This window comes from Lewinella sp. LCG006 (assembly GCF_040784935.1).
Classification (GTDB): domain Bacteria; phylum Bacteroidota; class Bacteroidia; order Chitinophagales; family Saprospiraceae; genus Lewinella.
Genome location: NZ_CP160680.1, coordinates 6,364,389 through 6,384,106 on the forward strand (window position 1 = coordinate 6,364,389; position 19,718 = coordinate 6,384,106).

General features: G+C 47.4%; 16 protein-coding genes. 5 read left to right on the forward strand and 11 right to left on the reverse strand.

Features of this window, described 5'->3' with window-relative positions:
- Position 1: 1 nt before the first annotated feature.
- From AB0L18_RS23175 to AB0L18_RS23210, 8 genes are all read right to left on the reverse strand, one after another.
- Positions 2–1,543: a helicase HerA-like domain-containing protein gene (locus tag AB0L18_RS23175; RefSeq protein WP_367389705.1), complete on the reverse strand. Its 1,542-nt coding sequence runs from the start codon at positions 1,541–1,543 to the stop codon at positions 2–4.
- A 65-nt stretch (positions 1,544–1,608) separates the two neighbouring features.
- Complete coding sequence (locus AB0L18_RS23180) at positions 1,609–2,514, reverse strand: DNA/RNA non-specific endonuclease (RefSeq protein WP_367389706.1); 906 nt, start codon at positions 2,512–2,514, stop codon at positions 1,609–1,611.
- Between the two features lie 150 nt (positions 2,515–2,664).
- Entirely contained in the window at positions 2,665–4,650 is a 1,986-nt protein-coding gene (locus AB0L18_RS23185; protein WP_367389707.1) for a hypothetical protein, read from the reverse strand.
- Positions 4,651–4,675: 25 nt separating this feature from the next.
- Entirely contained in the window at positions 4,676–5,695 is a 1,020-nt protein-coding gene (locus tag AB0L18_RS23190; RefSeq protein ID WP_367389708.1) for a PorP/SprF family type IX secretion system membrane protein, read from the reverse strand.
- A gap of 114 nt (positions 5,696–5,809) precedes the next feature.
- A complete protein-coding gene (locus AB0L18_RS23195; protein ID WP_367389709.1) occupies positions 5,810–6,115 on the reverse strand; it encodes a GNAT family N-acetyltransferase in 306 nt (101 codons plus the stop codon).
- Positions 6,116–6,159: 44 nt separating this feature from the next.
- Positions 6,160–7,485, reverse strand: coding sequence for a tRNA lysidine(34) synthetase TilS (tilS, locus tag AB0L18_RS23200; RefSeq protein ID WP_367389710.1), 1,326 nt, complete (start codon positions 7,483–7,485; stop codon positions 6,160–6,162).
- A gap of 267 nt (positions 7,486–7,752) precedes the next feature.
- Positions 7,753–9,081: an aspartate kinase gene (locus tag AB0L18_RS23205; RefSeq protein WP_367389711.1), complete on the reverse strand. Its 1,329-nt coding sequence runs from the start codon at positions 9,079–9,081 to the stop codon at positions 7,753–7,755.
- Between the two features lie 190 nt (positions 9,082–9,271).
- Positions 9,272–10,576: an IS4 family transposase gene (locus AB0L18_RS23210; protein WP_367388265.1), complete on the reverse strand. Its 1,305-nt coding sequence runs from the start codon at positions 10,574–10,576 to the stop codon at positions 9,272–9,274.
- A gap of 302 nt (positions 10,577–10,878) precedes the next feature.
- Between AB0L18_RS23210 and AB0L18_RS23215 the strand changes: the two genes are divergently transcribed.
- From AB0L18_RS23215 to AB0L18_RS23225, 3 genes are read left to right on the forward strand one after another with little or no spacing between them, the layout of a single operon-like run.
- Positions 10,879–11,145 (forward strand): OadG family transporter subunit, encoded by a 267-nt coding sequence (locus AB0L18_RS23215; RefSeq protein WP_367389712.1) that lies wholly within the window; start codon positions 10,879–10,881, stop codon positions 11,143–11,145.
- A gap of 5 nt (positions 11,146–11,150) precedes the next feature.
- Positions 11,151–13,031 (forward strand): biotin/lipoyl-containing protein, encoded by a 1,881-nt coding sequence (locus AB0L18_RS23220; protein WP_367389713.1) that lies wholly within the window; start codon positions 11,151–11,153, stop codon positions 13,029–13,031.
- Between the two features lie 5 nt (positions 13,032–13,036).
- Positions 13,037–14,245: a sodium ion-translocating decarboxylase subunit beta gene (locus tag AB0L18_RS23225; protein ID WP_367389714.1), complete on the forward strand. Its 1,209-nt coding sequence runs from the start codon at positions 13,037–13,039 to the stop codon at positions 14,243–14,245.
- Between the two features lie 611 nt (positions 14,246–14,856).
- Here the strand turns inward: AB0L18_RS23225 and AB0L18_RS23230 are convergent.
- Positions 14,857–15,543, reverse strand: a complete 687-nt coding sequence (locus AB0L18_RS23230) for a DNA alkylation repair protein (protein WP_367389715.1) — start codon at positions 15,541–15,543, stop codon at positions 14,857–14,859.
- 245 nt (positions 15,544–15,788) lie between these two features.
- Between AB0L18_RS23230 and AB0L18_RS23235 the strand changes: the two genes are divergently transcribed.
- On the forward strand, positions 15,789–17,066 hold the full coding sequence (locus AB0L18_RS23235) for a replication-associated recombination protein A (RefSeq protein WP_367389716.1): 1,278 nt from the start codon (positions 15,789–15,791) through the stop codon (positions 17,064–17,066).
- A 325-nt stretch (positions 17,067–17,391) separates the two neighbouring features.
- Here AB0L18_RS23235 and AB0L18_RS23240 read toward each other — a convergent pair whose 3' ends face one another.
- Together AB0L18_RS23240 and AB0L18_RS23245 are read right to left on the reverse strand one after the other, a co-directional pair.
- Complete coding sequence (locus AB0L18_RS23240; protein ID WP_367389717.1) at positions 17,392–18,351, reverse strand: electron transfer flavoprotein subunit alpha/FixB family protein; 960 nt, start codon at positions 18,349–18,351, stop codon at positions 17,392–17,394.
- A 68-nt stretch (positions 18,352–18,419) separates the two neighbouring features.
- Positions 18,420–19,163: an electron transfer flavoprotein beta subunit/FixA family protein gene (locus AB0L18_RS23245; protein WP_367389718.1), complete on the reverse strand. Its 744-nt coding sequence runs from the start codon at positions 19,161–19,163 to the stop codon at positions 18,420–18,422.
- A gap of 107 nt (positions 19,164–19,270) precedes the next feature.
- Between AB0L18_RS23245 and AB0L18_RS23250 the strand changes: the two genes are divergently transcribed.
- A complete protein-coding gene (locus tag AB0L18_RS23250) occupies positions 19,271–19,606 on the forward strand; it encodes a tetratricopeptide repeat protein (protein ID WP_367389719.1) in 336 nt (111 codons plus the stop codon).
- The last annotated feature ends 112 nt before the right edge of the window (positions 19,607–19,718 follow it).

Here is a 19,718-nt window from a genome sequence, read left to right on the forward strand (position 1 = left end):
CCTATCTCCGCTTACCACCAAGAATCCCCAGCAGGCCACGCGCTAATTCGCGGGCCAAGGTGCGGCCAATTTGTCGGGTAGTCGTATTGCTCATCACCTTTTCCAAGGTAGATTTCTCTTTCCTTCGAGAGCTCGTCGTGCTGCGTGCCTTGGCACGTTGTTCTTTTAGTTCCTCCTGGCGCTCTTCAGCTTGAGCAGCCTCGATTTTTTCCGTAAGGATATCGTGAGCACTATCCCTGTCGACCACCTGGTTATACTTCTTCACCAAGGGCGAAACCTTAACGATGCTGTTGATTTCGGCATCAGTGAGTACGTCCATACGCGATTCAGGAGCTCGGAGCATGGTGTGTACCAACGGCGTAGGAATCCCTTTTTCGTTCAGCGCAGTTACCAAAGCTTCCCCAATTCCAAGCTCGGTCAGTAGTTGATCAACATCGTAAAACTCCGTGATAGGATAATTCTGCGCGGCCAAACGAATGGCTTTGCGATCCTTGGCGGTAAATGCCCGTAAGGAATGCTGTACTTTTAAACCCAACTGCCCCAACACACTCTCAGGAATGTCGGCAGGATTTTGGGTAACAAAAAACAAGCCAACACCTTTTGAGCGAATCAACTTCACGATGGCTTCCAACTGGTCCATCAATGCGTCTGAGGCCTGGTCAAAAACCAAGTGAGCTTCATCAATGAACAAGACCAATTTGGGCTTATCCGCATCGCCAGCTTCAGGAAACGTGCTATAGATTTCTGCAAGGATTTGCAGCATAAACGTCGAAAACAACTTCGGACGATCCTGGATATCCGTCAAGCGAATAACGGAGACAATTCCCCGGCCCAATTCGTCCGTACGGCAGAGGTCATCTACGTCAAAGGAACGCTCACCAAAAAACACACTTGCTCCCTGCTGCTCCAGCTCAACAATCTTACGCATGATAGAGCCCACACTGGAAGAAGAGATCAAGCCATAAATATCTTGAACTTCCGCTTTCCCCTCATTCGTCATAAATTGAAGGGCTTTCTTAAAGTCCATCAAATCCAACAAAGGCAGTGCATTGTCATCACAATACTTAAAAACCACGGCTACAATTCCAGCCTGTGTATCATTCAGTGAAAGAATTTTGGAAAACAAAACCGGCCCAAATTCCGTAACGGTTGCCCGTAGACGGGCTCCTTTTTCATCGGAGATAGACAAGAACTCTACCGGGCTTCCCCCGGCAGTAAAAGGTATACCAATAGCGGCATGGCGCTCGTCAATCTTGCGGTGCCCCGCAGAAGGCATGGCTATCCCACTCAGATCTCCTTTGATGTCCATCAGTAAACTAGGAACCCCTTCCTTGGAAAGCTGCTCGGCGATAATTTGTAAGGTCTTCGTTTTACCAGAACCCGTGGCTCCTGCAATCAGCCCGTGGCGATTGAGGGTAGCCATAGGCAAACGAACGAGCGTATTGGTTTGCGTTACTTTGTCAAGCATTGCACCGCCTAAAACAAAACTTGGCCCTTTAAATTGATAACCTGCGTTGATGGTCTCTAAAAACTGCTCCGACATAATATCTGAATGAATTGTTGGTCTTAAGACTTATTCCAAGCACTAAGGTAATGAACAAATGGTTACTATTGATTCCATTTTTCTACCCTTAACTCGTATTTCCGCTTATTGAAGGGCCATAAATCAATATTAAAACTCCCTTCCAGCTCTTCCTCCAGCTCTGCTGGCATGAAATCTTCGTAAAAATTGATCCCCGTAAGGGCCTCTACCTCATCAATAGAAACGGCAAACTTAAAGAGTGGGTCATAGTTGACTTCATTGTCTAAAATAAAACCTATACCCTTTTTCTCTGGATCATCAAGGTCCAATATCACCTTGTAGTAAGCCGCCGGAATAGCCACTTGGTTGTCTTTACCAATATACCCCTTGGGTTCTTTGCTCAAAACTGGGCCGGATACAATGTAGAGACGCTTGAACTTCTTGGCCCAATCCCGAGTCAATTCCTCCAATTCCCGCCAGATTCCCTGGTTGAAATTTCTTGACTGCGGACTGATGTTGCTCATCAGAAAAGTTTCGTCCATGGCCACCGCATCGTAAGCCATATCCGCCGCAGGCACCATGTGTCCACGGTCGTAGCCCGACCCTCGGTAGTCATCAGGCGTTGCACTCCCCTCGCGTATCGCGGGGTCAGGTCGAAAATTGTCCTCACGCTCCGTCCACGGCTTGATCAGGTTATCGTAAGTAAGCACATAGGCCACCCAATCCGCTTGCTCATAATCATCATTGTAGCTTAGCGTGTAGTGCTTATAATGATAAACCTCCGAACCCCTCACATCAGAAGGTAAGAAATGCTCTTCACCAACGTAAGCACTCGGTTCATCAGCTTCCTCAATAAGAGCTGCCCCTTCTCCTGAGAAAAAGCTGAAAAGAAAGTACAAGCCACCGACAATAGCTCCAAAAATCCCCACTTTTGCGATCATACCGCCGCTTTCTTTCGCCTGATTGGCATGATTACGCCGCAATTTAGCCATGAATTGTTGATTGAATGAGGCGTAAAAATACAAAAAGTTGATTAACTGCTATTAACATCCTTCAATTTGGTGGCAAATTATTTCCTTACAATCCCTCATATGGTTCAAAAAAAATCCTTATGTGCCTCATGTGGTTTAATTATCCCCCCCTCACTGCTGCTTCACCTCCACAATCTCCACCCGCCGTTCCCGGGCCGCTGCGGGGCTGTAAATAGAAAGCCGCTCTCCGGCCCGCTCGTCTTGTGCGCTGGCAGCTGCGCGGGTTTCCCCAAAAGAAACTTCAGAAATCACCAGCTGCCCGCTCTCCAGATATGGCAACAGTATCCCCGAACGCCAGCTTTGGAAGTGGTTGCGTACCGCACTCACGCGGCGCTGGCCTAGCAGAAGGTTGTAATCTCCCTTTGCGCGCGGACTCGTGTAGCCTTTCAAGAAAATCTCCACTTTTTGTGCTGCTTCCAGTTGCTCCAGCAAGATGGCAGAAAATAGCTCCAGCCTTTCGTAACCTTCTACCACTTCTTTTTCAAAAAACAAAGCCACGGCGTCCTGTTCTTCTTCATTCTCAGCGTATTGCTCGTAGTAAATGTCTTCCCTTTTCAGGTAATTGAAATAGGTTTCCGAATAATCGAGTTCCGTAACGGATTTGCGCGTACGCGGATTGGGGTGATCATTGTCGTAAAACAAGGTCAAGGGTAAAAAGTCTTCCAAGGTCCGGAAAATAGGATGCGTGGGAGTGGTCGGTTCAGGCTGAAGGGGGGGGATCTCTACGATCGCTGCCGTATCTGTAGGCGCAGGTGGTGGTGGAGGCACCAGATTGGCTTTGAAAATGTCTGGACAGCAATTTTTTGTGTCAGGATCTAAGTAACGCCCGCCAGGGCGGTTGGAGCTGAAATATGCGGAATCCTCCTTGGTGAAAAACGGATAAGTATCATCGTAACTGGAGTTGATCGCAAGCCCTAAATTTTCTACCGTTCCCCATTCACCATTCCCCAAATAAGGCACTTTCACCAAATCATACCCACCAAATCCCGGTGGCCGATTGGTACTAAAGTAAAGGGTTTGCGAAGCGGCGTGAAATTGAGGGCTTATTTCTCCGTAAGGGGTGTTCAATGCAAGGATTGGCCTCGGCTTTTCCCACTTGCTATCACCAACGGGCAGTGGCACCTGCCAAAGATCAAAATCACCACTCCCGCCAGCTCGCTTGCTCACAAATAAAAGGTATTCTTGCTGTGCAATACTGTCCCACATCAACGAGGGTTGGGTGGCAGTAGCCGAAGGAGCATTGATCTCGGCGGGTAGTACTGTAAATTCTCGTTTCCAGCGTCCACGACTGTCTTTTTCGCGTACGTACAACTGGCAACTGATGGCTGCTCCTTCCGTGAATTGACACCGATTGAAAAACATCAATTGCTTGTCACGACTAATCGCGGTATGGGCGGTGTGGAGCGTATCTTCATTGAAGCCACGGCTCATCACCCGCCCCCGGCGATCATCGCGGGAGAACATGACTTTACTGATTTTGCGTGCAGGTTCGTACTTGTCGTCTTCTTTGTCGTAACTATAGGAAGTGTAATACAGCGTATCCCCGGATTTCCACGCTCCAAATTCACCGTAAGGAGAGTTGATACGGCGTGGTAGACGCTCCAATGTCCATTCTTCCTCCAGGGTTTGTTCTTGGGCCCAGCTTGCGCTCAGCAATGCCGCGCGGGCTTTCTCTTGTTGCTGGGCACTCCCCTTACCCGTGGCGATAAAAGCATTTAAGGCTTCCGTTGCTTCCTGGTATTTCCCCTGGCTTTGGTAGCTAAGTCCCAGCCCCAACCAGACCGTCGGGTACTGCTGGATAGCATTGCCTTTGGTGAGTGCCAGATAATGTTCTTCCGCAGCTTCGTAAGCCTGAAAAGCAAGCGCCGCTTCTGCCAAACGGAATTCGATATCCGGGGCTGGTTTTCGCTCCAGTGCTTGACGAAAATAATGCAGCGCTGTGTAATAATCCTCCTGCACCATCGCCTGATCGCCTTTTTTCAAGAGTGCAGCTGGACGCTGGGCTTCCGCCCAAAAGCCAACCAACAATAAAGCAATCAGCAACAAACTTTTACTAAGCATTGGTCTAGACAGTGGGCGACGAGAAGTAGGGAGCATACGGTTTTCTTTTGTGAAACGGGCGCTAAAAAATAGGGCAAGATTTGAATTCTTCCGGCGGTCGAGCTTGCATCATATAATAATGCAATGCCAATTCCAGTCCTCCGCGCCCATTGGTAGCAGTTTGAAACCCTGAGGTATTGATATCGTAGCTCAGGCCAAAAAGCCATTGTTGATAACGGGCTTCGAGGTTAAGGATCAGTGCATCTTGAAAACGATAATTCAATCCGGCTCCCAACCCCAAATCGCTACCTTTGTAAGGCATATGATAACGGGCACCAGCACCCAATAATATTTCCTGATAGGCTCCTTGTCGGAAAAAATGATGAACAGCTGTAAAGTCCCAATCTTCATTTAGCTCCAGCTGCCCAAAAGCGTAGAACCTGGCCCAGATTGGTACTTTTATGCCTGTGGTGTTGAAAAAGGTAAGTTCAGGACCATTGAGGTGAGAAGCAGCGACACCAGTGTTCAGTTCACTACGACTACGTGGATCGTGAGCCTGGTAGTTGAGGCCTGCTACTAGCGAACTTAAGCCACTTGATTGTTGTCCAAACTGCTCGCCGGTATTCTGATTGGGATCAAAGAACTCGCCGTTGTACTGGTCGCCAAACTGCAACTGTTCCGGCAGGAAGGCGCGTTGCCCAAAATCAAAACCCACGCCAGCACTCAGCTGGTGAACATCCGTCAGGGGTAGCACATAGGAAGCTCGCAAACCGATTTGCGTCCACGACAATTTACCGTCGCCGGCCTGATCATACATCAGTACGCCCCCTACACCCAGCTTTCCTACTGGCAATTTGAGCTGGTGCAATTTTTGATCATAAAAAGCTGAAAAGGTCCGGTAACTCACAGGCACAGATGACCATTGTTCTTTCCATTGGCCACCAACACGCGTATCCCACTTGCTCGATGCCGTCAGTGCCGGATTCATCTGCAAGGGCGCCAACCATGATTGCGAGAAGTGAGGATCCTGCGCCTTTAAGCCAAGGTATAAGCCAAGAGAGAGTATACAAAGAAGGAAACGAGGATACATTTTGGTCTGCATGCTACTTCGGGGTACTGGGTGCGGCGACAAAGTACTTAGCACAATGTACCAAGTACCCAAATTACCATGACAAAGTAAGATTTTTGCCCCAGATGCCCAAATGTAAGCTGCTGATTAAGCAGGCAAACGGAAGCCATCCGCTAATAAGTCGCCATACTCGTCAAGATTATCCTTCATAAACTTGGCAATAAACGGGCAATAGGGTTTGATTTTCAGGCCATGCTCGCGGGCGTAGTTCATGGCGTAGGTCGCCAAGGCCTCGCCGATGCCTTGCCCGCCAATGGCTTCGGGGACGACCGTATGGGGGTAGACAATGAAATCCTTACGCAGGAGATATTCGGCAAAACCAGTTTCCCCATCTACCGTAATTTCAAAACGGTGCTCCTCTTCGTTATTAACAACTTGATCGATCCAATTCATCAGCCTTATTTTTAGCGGTTAACAGTAAGGCCTCCCATTTAGTTTTACCTCCAAGCAAAGGAAATCACCTGCACCACCCCAGCAGGCACCTTAAACCGTTCATCAAGCCGATGCCCTACAATCCAAATCAATCGCCCATCTCCATTAATGAGTAGAGGCACCGCTTGCCGTTGGATGCGGTCGATCTTGTTGTTGACAAAAAAATCCTGCACTTTCTGGTGCTTCCCCCCCATCCCTAAGGGGGCAAAGGCGTCTCCCTCTCGCCAAAAACGCACCTGCAAAGGCCAAACGAGTTGGCTAGGATCTACATAAACCAAGGATGGCGTATTTGTGAAAGTTGCGGGAACGGGGGCCAGCGTTTGGGTAAGCATATACGCATTCGTGAATTGAACCAAGCCTTGGTCCTCCGGCCAGAGAATGCTTAGCGTTGGATCATAACCAGCAGGGATGGCTTGCAATATAATTTCTGCTGCTTGAATCAGTAATTGGTGTGTTGAGGATTCAAGCAAACTCCCCGGAGAAGCGGTTAATACTTGGCGTGTCTGCTCTTTAGAAAAACCATAAGGCGCGAAGAGCTCCCAGCATAGCGTAGGCGCCACAGGATGTTCACGCAAAGCAGTTAGCAGTACGGTAGCTTTTGCCCCTTCCCACTGAAACAATGCTTCACGGTATTGAGCAAGCCGCTCTTCGTACAACACCAGCATCTCTTCCAATTGCTGAAAATTAGTAGCAGAACGATCGGCTAAATCTGGCGTCACCTCATAAAGCGCTGGTAAAACGTGGTGCCGGAAATAATTGCGGCGGTACTTGTCCTCCGCATTGCTTTCATCTTCCCGGAAAGCAATTTGATGCTTTTGTTGATAAGCCTCTATTTGCTGGCGGTTCACGCCTAGCAAAGGGCGCCGGATATTATCCCTCTTTGCTTTCAATCCTACCAATCCTCTCCAACCCACACCACGCGTAAAGTTGAGCCAAAAGGTCTCTAAACGATCATCCAGGTGGTGCGCCGTCAGGAGATAATCATATCCCTCCTGCTCGATGGTTTCCGCAAAGTAGGCATAACGCAAATCGCGGGCTGCTACTTGTATAGCGCACTTATGCTCCGCTGCATAAGCTTTGGTAGCAAAGCTTCGACTAAAAAAGGGCAAGCCCAACTTATTCGCGTGTTTTTCTACAAAAAGCTCATCTTCGTCAGAAGCTCCTGCCCGTAATTGGAAATTGCAATGAATGACGCCTGGCCGGTAGCCCAGCTCATAAAGAACATAAAGTAACACCATGGAATCCATCCCCCCACTTACCGCTAAAAGCAGTCGATCCGTCGGCGAAAAAAGCGCTTTTTCGCGGATAAAGGAGGTAATGAGATTCAGCAATGTGCTCACTTTAGATAAGTTAATAGTACATTTCTTTTGAGTGTGCTACCAATAACGAGAAGCTCTGTCAAACCTGGATAGAACACAGATTCAACGGATAAAACAGGATTTTCACAGATTTAAAAACCGTGTAAATCCGTCAGATCTGTTGAATCCGTGGCCTATCCTGTTTCTAGTTTTTTTTAGTGTGACTAAAATCATCACGTCTATTTACCATCAGATTTTACCCTCTACTAAGTACCTAATACCGTGAAGTTTCACTTCCCACTACTTGTTATCCTTCCGCTTGATAACTGGCAGCGTTTTTACTACCATCAAAATCGTTTGCGGCAAGCGTTCTTCCACCAATACCATCTTGCCCAGCTTGAGGCTTTCCAGGGTCAATTCATCGTAATGACGAATGGTGATAGTTTCCAAACCACGGTTGATGTTTACCTTGAAGTCTTTTTCCAAGGCTTGCGCAAAACGATCCACTTTGTCGTCAATGTCATTGAAGCATACATTGAAGCTCAGTGCCGTATTTTGCATCATGTTCACCTGTAGTCGCAAGTCGGTAATGACTTTAAACATACGGTTGATATGGTGCTCAGCAACGAAGGAAAAGTCACGGGCCGAAATAGTACACAAAGCCTGTTCTTTTTCGACCGTCACCATCGGTGGGTATTTGTCGACGATCTCGTCAGAAATCACAGTACCACCTCCCGCTGGATCAATAAACGATTTGACGTACAGTGGTATGTTCTTGTTTTGCAGCGGCTTGATCGTCTTGGGGTGAATCACTTTGGCTCCGTAGTAAGTCATCTCAATGGCTTCCCGATAAGAGAGCACATCCAGCTTGGTTACGTTCTCAAACAAGCGCGGATCGGCCGTGAGCACCCCTGGTACATCCTTCCAGATATACATACCTTCGGCATCGAGGCAGTAGCTGAAAATAGCGGCGGTATAATCCGAGCCTTCCCGCCCCAGTGTGATGGAAAAATTCTCCGTTGTGCTACCTATAAATCCTTGCGTAATCACAAAACCGCCTTGGTCCAGCAAGGGTAAGGCGTGGCGGCGCGCCCGCTCTTCGGTTTCTTCCCATTTTACCCAACCTTCGCGAAAGATGTCGTCAGTAAGCACTACATCACGCGCATCCAGCCAGTGCGTAGGCAGGGCTTCGGCATTCAAGAAAGCAGCCATAATCTGCGAAGAGATCAATTCCCCTACGGGTACAATCTGGTCGTAGATATAATCGTAGTTTTCGTGGGGATCTTCTTCCAACACCCATTCTACGGCTACCAGGTGATCGTTGATCTGATCGTAAACAGGATGGTCTTCTCCTAGCAACTCACGCGTAATGTCGTAATGTCGTTTACGAATAGCATTAAGCCTTTCCATGGCCAGCGCCTGATCACCACTTTGGTGAGCGCCCACCACATCTTCCAATTCATTGGTGGTACCACTGGTAGCGGAAGCAACAATGATCAATCTTTCTCCGGCATAGTTGCGAAGGATATTTGCTACGTTTCTCATCGCAGCGGGGTCTTTCAAGGAAGCTCCCCCAAACTTAAAAACTTTTAATTCTTTCTTCACGCGGCGTTCAAATAAATGGGACACAGTATGCCCCCGGTCTCAAAATGCTGCAAAGATAATGGGTTTAAAAACAATGATCATGCTTTTCCTGAGGACGAATTCCGAATTTGCGGACGGGTTCTTACCACTTAGTGGGTTTTGAACCACATAAGGCGCCTAAGGGCAGCTAAGATTTTTGTTTTTTTCACGTAGGGTTGCCCTTAATGTCGTCAACTTAAGACACCCTACGCATATTCATTGGGTATTTGTGCTTATGTTTTCGCTTTCGTGCATAGCTCCTTCCGGGCCTGACTGGCTCTTTATATCTTCGGATCAATCCGATCATTCTTTTGTAGAACTGTTCGTAGTCTTCCTGCCCCATCATAAATTTAGGGAGCTCATTTTTAATCAATCCTAGGGCTACGGATTTATTGATTTGATAGTGATACTTATTATTCTTTCCGAGTTGCTCTTTGTCCAATTCTTCCTGAGCGTCATTGATCAAAAGTTGGGCAATGTTGGAGGCTAGTGTTGCTGCCTGCCATTCCTGGCGGATGCCTTCTGGATACTTTGCTGCAAAGTTTTCTATTTCTGTTTTGTTTTTGTCAAAATCAATTGAGGTTTCTACCCCCCATCTTTGGTTGTACAGATCAGATAACTCATCATTTGATACCTCTTCCTCCGATAAGGAGGTAATCAGATATGCCTCTTTACCAGATTCTGCTTTGGCTCTATAAATCCTTACATCTATAAAATCAGGAAAATCAGAAAACTCTTGGATAAACCCCATCCACTTTAGCTTCTTTTTGCGTCCATATTTAGTCATATCTAAACGCAAGTTGGCATGATCCTCATCAGATGCAATAAATGCTTTGACTTCAGTACAATAATCTTTTTTGCATCTAAATAAAAAAGATACACCACTGTTATTCAATTTGTTAAACAGCCAGAATGCAGGATAGGCCATGTCTGCCAACAATATCACAGGAGCTTCGATTTTGGGTAACAACCATTTTTTTATCTCCTCCCAGTTTTGTGCAAACATATTTATTTCTGCTGCTTCATACTCATATAATTGTGTCTGCACGCTCAACCTATTAAGCACATCCCATACTTTTATGCACCTAGCCAAGCATTTAGGTTGATCACTCATTCCATTGTCCATCATACTAAATTCTGCTACTATTTCTTCCGTCCAAGGAAGATGAAAATCCGTGCCATCGCTGGATAACAGTAAATACTTTTCTTTGTATAAATGATAGTTACCTATACTATAAAAATTACTGACAAGTAACTTATTGAGGTGCTTAAAGGCTGATACCTTTAGCTTGTATCGCGCTTTGCTAAAAGCTTGTTTACTCACGACTGATTTGCCAAAACGCTGTAAAAATTTACTGATCTCAACTCCCAGACTTTTACTCACGTTGTTGACCAATATCAATATCGTTGTCGCCATCGTCAGCACCCTATTTCGACTAAAGGCCTTGGCGTTGACCTTGTGGCACCTAGCAAATTCTTCATTTCGTAGCTCTTCTTCCAAAATAGACAGTATTTTTTTGGTCCGATTCATCTTTAGCTTTATTCTAATATACCTTAAGTTGACGACATTAAGGGTTGCCCTGAGCTGCAGCGTGCGGATGATTTCCTACATTCGGTCAATGACAAACCTTTACACCTTTCCATCACTTACACCTTTCCAACTTTAAAAAGGGCACTTAAATTATAGAATAAAATTCCGCCAAGGCGCAATTATGCAACATTTTTATATTTTTACGTTCGATTTGACAACCATTTTAACGCCCTTGGGAAAGTGATGCTTTCCACCAGATAACTAAACGACCAATGACACAAGCCATCCGGGATGCCATCGAGCTCCTGTTAGTAGGCATGACCACCGTAGCGCTGGTTCTGGGACTCGTCGTCCTGGCTGGTCGCTTGCTTATCCAGCTCGTCAACCGTACGACGCCTGGTGGGAATATTGAAAAAAAATCCTATCCTTCCACCACTTCTCCAACGATTGATCCGGCTATTGTAGCGGTCATTACTGCCGCGGTAGAAGTGAGTACCTCAGGCCAGGGGACGATTCAGCAAATAGATCCTCTTCAATAATTCGTATGAAAAAAGAAATTAAGCTTTGCCTTGTCTATCGCGACATGTGGCAATCCTCGGGTAAATATATGCCTAGGGTGGATCAGTTAGTGCGCGTAGCGCAGCCGATTATCGATATGGGCTGTTTTTCCCGGGTCGAAACCAATGGGGGTGGTTTTGAACAAATTTGCCTACTCTACGGCGAGAACCCCAACAAAGCCGTCAGGGAATGGACCCAACCTTTCAACGATGCAGGCATCCAAACCCAAATGCTGGAACGCGGACTGAATGGCATCCGGATGAGCCCCGTTGGGGCTGATGTCCGACAACTGATGTTTAAAGTCAAGAAAAAGCAAGGTACCGATATTGCCCGTTCTTTTGATGGCCTCAACAACCCGCAAAACCTGGCCCTTTCGTTTCAATATGCTCACGAAGGTGGCATGGTTGCGCAAGGGGCGCTTTCCATCACCCACTCCCCTCTGCATACGGTAGATTACTATATCAAGCTGGCCGATCAGTACATTGAGCTGGGGGCCGAAGAGATCTGTATCAAGGACATGGCAGGCGTTGGTCGCCCGGTTTCTATTGGCAAAATGGTCAAAGGAATTAAAGAACGCCACCCAAATATATTGGTTCAATACCACGGGCATTCAACACCAGGATTCTCAGTAACCTCCTCGCTGGAGGCCGCTCGCGCTGGAGCAGACATCATTGATGTAGGCATGGAGCCCCTCAGTTGGGGTACCGGGCATGCCGATTTGCTCACCATCCACGCGATGTTGATAGATGCTGGTTTTAGTGTACCCGACGTCAATACCGAGGCCTACATGGCCACGCGTAGCATGACCCAGGAGTTTATCGACGATTTTCTGGGTTACTACATCAATCCCCAAAACCGTTTCATGAGTAGCTTACTCATCGGCCCTGGCTTACCCGGTGGCATGATGGGAAGCTTGATGGCTGACTTGGAGAAAAACCTGGAAGGCCTGAACAAGTGGCTGGTAAAAAATGGGCGTGACGCCATGACCCAGGAACAATTATTACTAAAACTCTTCGATGAAGTAGAATATGCCTGGCCGAAACTGGGCTATCCACCACTGGTAACGCCTTTCAGTCAGTACGTGAAAAATGTGGCCTTAATGAATGCTATTCAACTGATCAAAGGCAAGGAGCGCTGGTCAATGATCGACGAAAACACCTGGGGCATGCTACTGGGCCGATCCGGTCAATTATTAGGAGAATTGGGAGATGACATCAAAAACCTAGCCGCTGCTCAAGATCGCGAGTTCTATACCGGCAACCCACAGGATTTATACCCTAACGCCCTGCCCGATTACCGACAAAAGATGAAAGAAAAGGGCTGGGATACGGGTACCGATGACGAAGAGTTGCTCGAATACGCTATGCACCCCGGACAATACGAAGCTTTTAAATCTGGTGCTGCAAAAGCAAGGTTTCAGGAAGACTTGGCTAAGCGAAAAGCAGGTACTAGCGCCGCAAAAAGCACGCCTACTCCCCCACCGGTCGCCAATGCACAACCCAAGGAGATGACCATCACCGTCGACGGCAAAGCCTATCGGGTAGCGGTGGACTACGGAACAACCAAGGATAATACACCTGCTGTCAATCAAGGAAGCCCCCCAAGTGCACCTCGCCCTACCCCAGCTCATAGCACGCTTAAAAGCATTGTGGCCCCTCTGGAAGGTAAGTTTCTACTCACGAAAGACAGCTCCGAAAAACCCATCTCCGTTGGTGATGTCCTCAACATTGGAGATACCGTAGCGTATATCGAATCCATGAAAGTCATCAACGCCATTACCGCTGACCAGGCTGGCGTGGTGGTGGAAATCGTGGGCCGGCACGGAGAGGATATTGAAGAAGATGAAGTCATTGTGCGCTTAAATTAGGATCCATGGATTTTTTCTATAGCCTCTACGAAATGAGCGCCCTGGGCGAGATCATTGCTCAGCCAGGAATTTTGCTGATGCTCGCATTGGCATTGTTGCTGCTCTATTTAGGGATTTACAAAGGATACGAGCCCTTGCTGTTGATTCCCATTGGCTTCGGTGTTTTGTTGGCGAATATCCCGGGAGGGAAGATGGCAGTGATGACCATTGCCGAAGATCCCGAGATCGCCAAATTGAGTTTGCTCAAGCTGACGGAAAAGTATGGTATTATGAACCTGCTGTACTACACCCTCATCAAAAGTGGCTTGTTGCCGCCGCTCATCTTTTTAGGAGTGGGGGCCATGACCGACTTTGGACCCATGCTGCGCAACCTGAAACTGGCTTTTTTTGGTGCGGCCGCCCAATTGGGCATATTTACAGTCTTGATTGGAGCCATCCTTTTAGGATTTACACCGCAGGAAGCGGGTGCCCTGGGCATCATCGGAGGAGCGGATGGGCCGACAGCCATTTACACCAGCATCGTTTTGGCGCCTCAATTGTTGGGACCCATCGCCATTGCGGCCTATAGTTACATGGCCTTGGTGCCCGTAATCATACCCCTTGTCGTTCGATTTACGGTCAGTGATAGCGAGTTGAAGATCAACATGAAGGAACAAGACCGTTTGTACCCCAATCGCTATGAAATCAAAAACATGCGACGGGTAAAAATCCTTTTTCCCATTATTTTAACCATCCTGGTGGCCATCATTGTGCCGGCGGCAGCACCCTTGCTGGGCCTGTTGCTCTTTGGCAACCTGATCAAGGAAGTAGGCTCCAGCACCAATCGGCTTTTCGTAGCGGCCTCGGAGACCATCATGAATGCGGCCACCATCTTCCTGGGTCTCTCCATCGGTGCCACCATGACCGCCACCACCTTCCTCGACGGCCAAACCCTTTTGATTATCGCCGGCGGATTCCTGGCTTTTGCCATTTCTATCTTCGGAGGGATCGCTGCCGTCAAGATTCACAACTTGTTCGTTACCAAAAAGATCAACCCACTTATTGGAGCTACTGGTTTAAGTGCGGTACCAATGGCCTCCCGCGTCGCCAATGAAATCGCTCTCAAGCACGATCCTCGCAACCACATCCTCCAATACGCCATGGCTAGTAATATTGCTGGTGTCATCGGCTCGGCCGTAGCTGCCGGGGTTTTGATTGCTAAATTGGCGGGGTGATGGAGGGGTTGGACGGGTGGACGGGTGTAAAAGTGTAAGGGTTTTACCATCTATGCAGTTACTCAACAAACTATGCTTAGTAATCTTTGGATTCGTTATGCTGATTGGCTTGATGAAAACTAGCTTTAACCTCAGACACAAATTCAATCTTTTCAACTTATTCGTCGTGGGGCTAATCATTGGGAGATTTTTATTGGATCTATTTCCTAATAGTGTTTAAGAACAGGCAAAATGTGGCAATTCCCTAGCAAGAAGCTCAAAACAACCTTTACCCCCTTACACATAGGCAGTACAATCTGATGGCCTGAGACGCTTTTAGGCCTGTGTTCACGACCCACCCTCTAACTCCCTCCCTTATAATGGAGGGAGAACTTGAAGCACATAAAATATTGATTATGAAATGATTTCATTCATACACGAAAGCCCCTCGCCTGCTAGGGAGGGGTTGGGGTGGGTCGTGAATTCACGCTAAAACCGTAACGTGTATATCACGCTAGATTGTACAACCTACCTTTACACTCATCCAACATTTACACCTTGCATTTGAAATAATTCCGACTTCCTCCCGACACCTCGGGATCCCACTTCCGACTTTAATCAACACCCTCCACCTACCACTCCTTAGCTAAAATCTTCAGCCCTTCCCTTACCGTCAATGGGGGCAAAACGTGCTGTTCTATAAAGGTGGCGACCTGCCGGGGGGCTATTTTTGAATACTGTCGCAAAGCCCAGCCAGCACCTTTTTGCACAAAAAACTCCTTGCTATCGGAGCGACTGAGGATGTAATCAAACAAGCGTGTTTCGTTGGTTTTATGCTTGTAATGGAGTTGGAAAATAATGGCGGAGCGTTGCAACCAGATGTTCTCGGAATTGATCCAGCGCTCGGTGACCTCGCGCGTTAGGTCCTCCTTATCAAGCATAATGGCTGCGGCCAGATGTGGAGCCAACCAGTCGACCGTATCCCACCAGGAAGTGGTGAGTATCAAGGTCTCTATTGTAGGCAACATAGATTCGGGCAGCTTCTTTTTTAACGGTACAAGTATATCGCCCAAAACATATTGAAGCTCACGCGGTGTATTTTTCGCGAAACACAACTTAGCCAACTTATCCCAATCCGCTATTGGAGGCCTTCCGAATTCTTTCAAAACACCCTTGACGATCTCTTTCCTAATCGGGGCTTTTACCCCTAAGAACGTAAACTGATCACGCATGTACGCCGCCATTTGCTGTGCACGCTCCGGATCAGCGGCAATTTGCAGGCGTTCCATAATAATGTTCACAAAGGCATTGATATGCATAATTACAATTTGTCAGTACGTGTTGTTCTCCTCCGATCTTTTCCCTGAATATATCAACCCCGAGCAGCTTCATGCTGTCTATCAATAACTCATGAGAAAAGCGTTTTTTTAGTCTATCACTTTATTGTTCTTAGCTCCTGAAAGGTAATAAAAAACTCTTTTTTTACACAAACAACCACCAAAACCCTACAAATTGTGTTAGCGTTTATAAATTTCCTACTTTAGCACCCTAATTTTTCTTTATCATGAAACCACTCGCCGAGCGCATGCGTCCGCGTCAATTGGAGGATTACGTAGGGCAAGATCACCTGGTAGCTCCCGGAGCCGTTTTAGAGCGTGCCATTCGTTCGGGGCGCTTGCCTTCTTTTATTTTGTGGGGTCCTCCTGGCGTAGGAAAAACCACCTTGGCCAAGATCATCGCCAACGAATTGGATATTCCTTTTTTTACCCTCAGTGCCATCAACGCTGGCGTAAAAGATATTCGGGAAACCATTGAAAAGGCTCGCCGTACCCAGTTTTTCGACCAGCCGAATCCGGTGTTGTTTATAGATGAGATTCACCGTTTTAGCAAGTCTCAGCAAGACAGTCTGCTGGGGGCCGTTGAACAAGGCATTGTCACCCTGGTAGGTGCCACTACAGAAAACCCCAGCTTCGAAGTCAATGCAGCTTTGCTTTCGCGTGCTCAGGTTTATATCCTCAAGGAGCTTGGCGCGGAGGATCTGAAGACCATGGTAGACAAAGCACTCAAAGAAGACGAGTACCTGAGTAAACAAGCCATTGAAGTGAAGGAGTACGAGGCCATGCTCCACCTCTGCGGTGGCGACGGAAGGAGGCTTTACAACATCCTTGAACTGGTTTGCAGCGAGGTTCAGCCCGGCGAAAAACTTGTTATTGACAACGAGCTTGTTCGTAAACGCGTACAGGAAAACATGACCCGCTTTGACAAGGGCGGCGAACAACACTACGACATTGCCAGTGCCCTGATCAAAAGCATCCGCGGTAGTGACCCCAATGCCGCTGTTTACTGGCTTGCGCGCTTGATTGAAGGGGGCGAAGATGTGAAATTCATTGCGCGTCGGTTGATTATTTCGGCTTCTGAAGACATTGGCTTGGCCAACCCTAATGCTTTGTTGATGGCGACAACAGCCTTCCAGGCTGCCCAGGCCGTAGGCTTTCCCGAATCTCGTATCATCCTCTCTCAGGCGGCAGTTTACCTGGCAACCTCCCCAAAGAGCAACGCCAGTTACCTGGCTATCAATCAAGCACAGCAGACGGTAAAAGAAACGGGTACCCTTGGTGTCCCACTCCACTTGCGCAATGCTCCCACCCGACTGATGAAAGATCTGGATTACGGTGTGGGCTACAAATACGCCCACGATTATCCCGGTAATTTTATTGAACAGGAATTCCTGCCGGAAGAAATCAAGGGGAAAGCATTTTATAAGCCTCAGAACAACCCTGCTGAAAAGAAAATATGGCAGCAGCTGGCTGCTTGGTGGAAGGGGAAGTATGGGTATAAGTAAGGTGATTTTGCCTTTATGGGGTATATAAAAGTCAGCTTTACACCAGGCAAAATTCACCGTACAAAGTACGGGGTATAAGGTATAGGGATTTGATTTTGCCAAAGTCGATCTTTCCACAGAGGGGATAGGACTTACTTCCCACCCCTTTAAATATCGTCCTTTCAGGACTTGGCTTACACGGTTTCTTGACAAGAAAAAGCGTTATCTACTGACATTCAGTAAATAACGCTTTTTTCTGCATCATAAAAATGCTGCGGCTAGTAAGCTCAAAGTCATCAATTTCTTAATTTCCGACTTCCGACTTCGCACTCCCGACTTTTCTTCTCTACCCTTGCTTGTGCTTACGGATAGCTTCCGTCAGGCGTGGTACCACATCAAAAAGATCGCCTACGACACCGTAGTCAGCCGCCTTGAAAAAGGGAGCTTCCGGGTCCTTGTTGATCACAACGATGGTTTTTGAACTATTGACCCCTGCCAAATGCTGGATAGCACCGGAGATACCGGCAGCAATGTACAGATTGGGGCGGATAGCGATACCCGTTTGTCCAACGTGCTCGTGGTGAGGGCGCCAACCCACATCCGATACCGGACGAGAGCAGGCAGTAGTAGCACCGAGAACCTCGGCCAATTCTTCGATAATACCCCAGTTTTCCGGGCCTTTCATTCCACGACCAGCAGATACTACCAGTTCAGCTTCAGGCAGTGGTGTGACGCCTTCCATGCGTGATACATCTTTCACGGTGATGCGACTTGCAGGTACAGCAACATCTAATGCGCTTACACCAACTTCTTCCGCCACAACTACCGGAGGAATAGAGTTGCCGGTAACCGATACCAATTTCACATCAGAGGTGATGGCAATATTGGCAAATGCTTTCCCTGAATATACAGGTTTACGTACCGCAAATACACCGCCTTCGTTGGTAGGAATCGCATTGGCAGCTGGTACAGAACCCGCATTGAGTCTGGCTGCTAGACGGCCTAAAATAGACTTACCGGTAGAGGTGTGACTCATGATCACCACCTTGGCACCCAACTTTTCAACCGCCGCTGCAATCACTGCTGCGTATACTTGGCCGTCTAATTGGTTAAGGCTATCAGCTGCTACATGGTGAACCTTGGCAGCACCATATTTTCCTAAAACACCAGCACCATCGGCCTTACCCAGCACGATGGCTTCACAGGTAACACCCAGCACTTCAGCAGTTCGGTAACCATAAGTTACTGCTTCGAAAGCTGCTTTTTTGAATGTTCCGTTTACACTTTCGGCAAATACTAGAACCATGATTTTATATTTTCTTTCCCGAAGGAATATGCTTTAAAATGGATTACAATGAGCGCGATCTGATCCCTTTAGATCACCTTGGCTTCTTCGCTCAGCAAGCGCACCAATTCGTCCATGTTTTCTGGATCAACCAGTTTTACGGCTGACTTCTCCGCTGGGAGGTCGTATTTCAGGACTTTGGTGTGATTGGTTGTGGCGGCGGGTGCTACCACATTCAATGGCTTACGCTTAGCCATCATGATTCCTTTCATGTTTGGAATCCGTTGTTCGGCAAGACCTTTGGCTGCGCTGAGTGCAAATGGCGTAGCTACTTCGAGCGTTTCTTCTCCTCCCTCAATATCGCGGGTAATGGTAGCGGTATTGCCCGCCATTTCTAGCTTGGTAGCAAAAGAAATAAAAGGCATATCCAACAACTCTGCGGTCATTGCACCAACTTCAGAACCGTTGTAATCAATGGTTTCTTTACCGAAGAATACGATATCGAAGTTATTTTCTTTCGCGTAGGCCGCGATTTGCTGCGCGACATCCAGGCTACTCTCCCCTTCTTTATCGATACGTACAGCCTCGTCGGCACCAATGGCTAGTCCTTTGCGGATAACGGCATCATTGGCAGCAGGACCAACATTGATGATGGTTACCGTGCCGGTTCCCAAAGCTTCTTTGAGCTCCAGGGCACGAACCAGGGCGTACCATTCGTCGTAGGGGTTCATAATATATTGTACACCGCTCGTGTCGAGAGCGGTCTGATCACCATTAAAAGTAATCTTTGTGGTGGTCTCTGGCGTTTTACTGACGCAAACCAGTAATTTCATTTCTTATGAGGTTTTATTGAAGCACCGCAAATATAGTTAAATTGGACGCTAATTGAAACAGAGTTAGCGAATTTTCGCTAACTTGATTTAAAACATTTTTCCTTGCTATGAGTTCAGCTCGATTATCACAATTACTTTCTTTTTACCAAGATGCTCCCAATGACCCGTTCATTCTCTTTGCTTTAGCCAAGGAATACGAAGGGCTTGGACAGTTGGATACAGCACTTCAGCATTATTTAGAACTCAAAGAAAAGCAAGCTGATTACGTAGGGCTTTACTACCATCTGGGTAAACTCTATGAAGTTTTGCTGCAGCAAAAAACAGCATGGGACACTTATACGGAGGGCATGAAAGTAGCACGCAGCATCGGTGACCAACATGCACTCAGCGAACTTGCTGGTGCTCGCCTAAATCTTGGTGATGAAGAAGATTTTGAAGCATAAACTTTCTATCAAATTTCCGTATATTTGCCACCTGAGTATGTCTTAAGGATGAATTTATGCGTTTCACTACCTGAATCGCAACCAAAATTTGGTAAGGCTAAAGTTTAGTCTT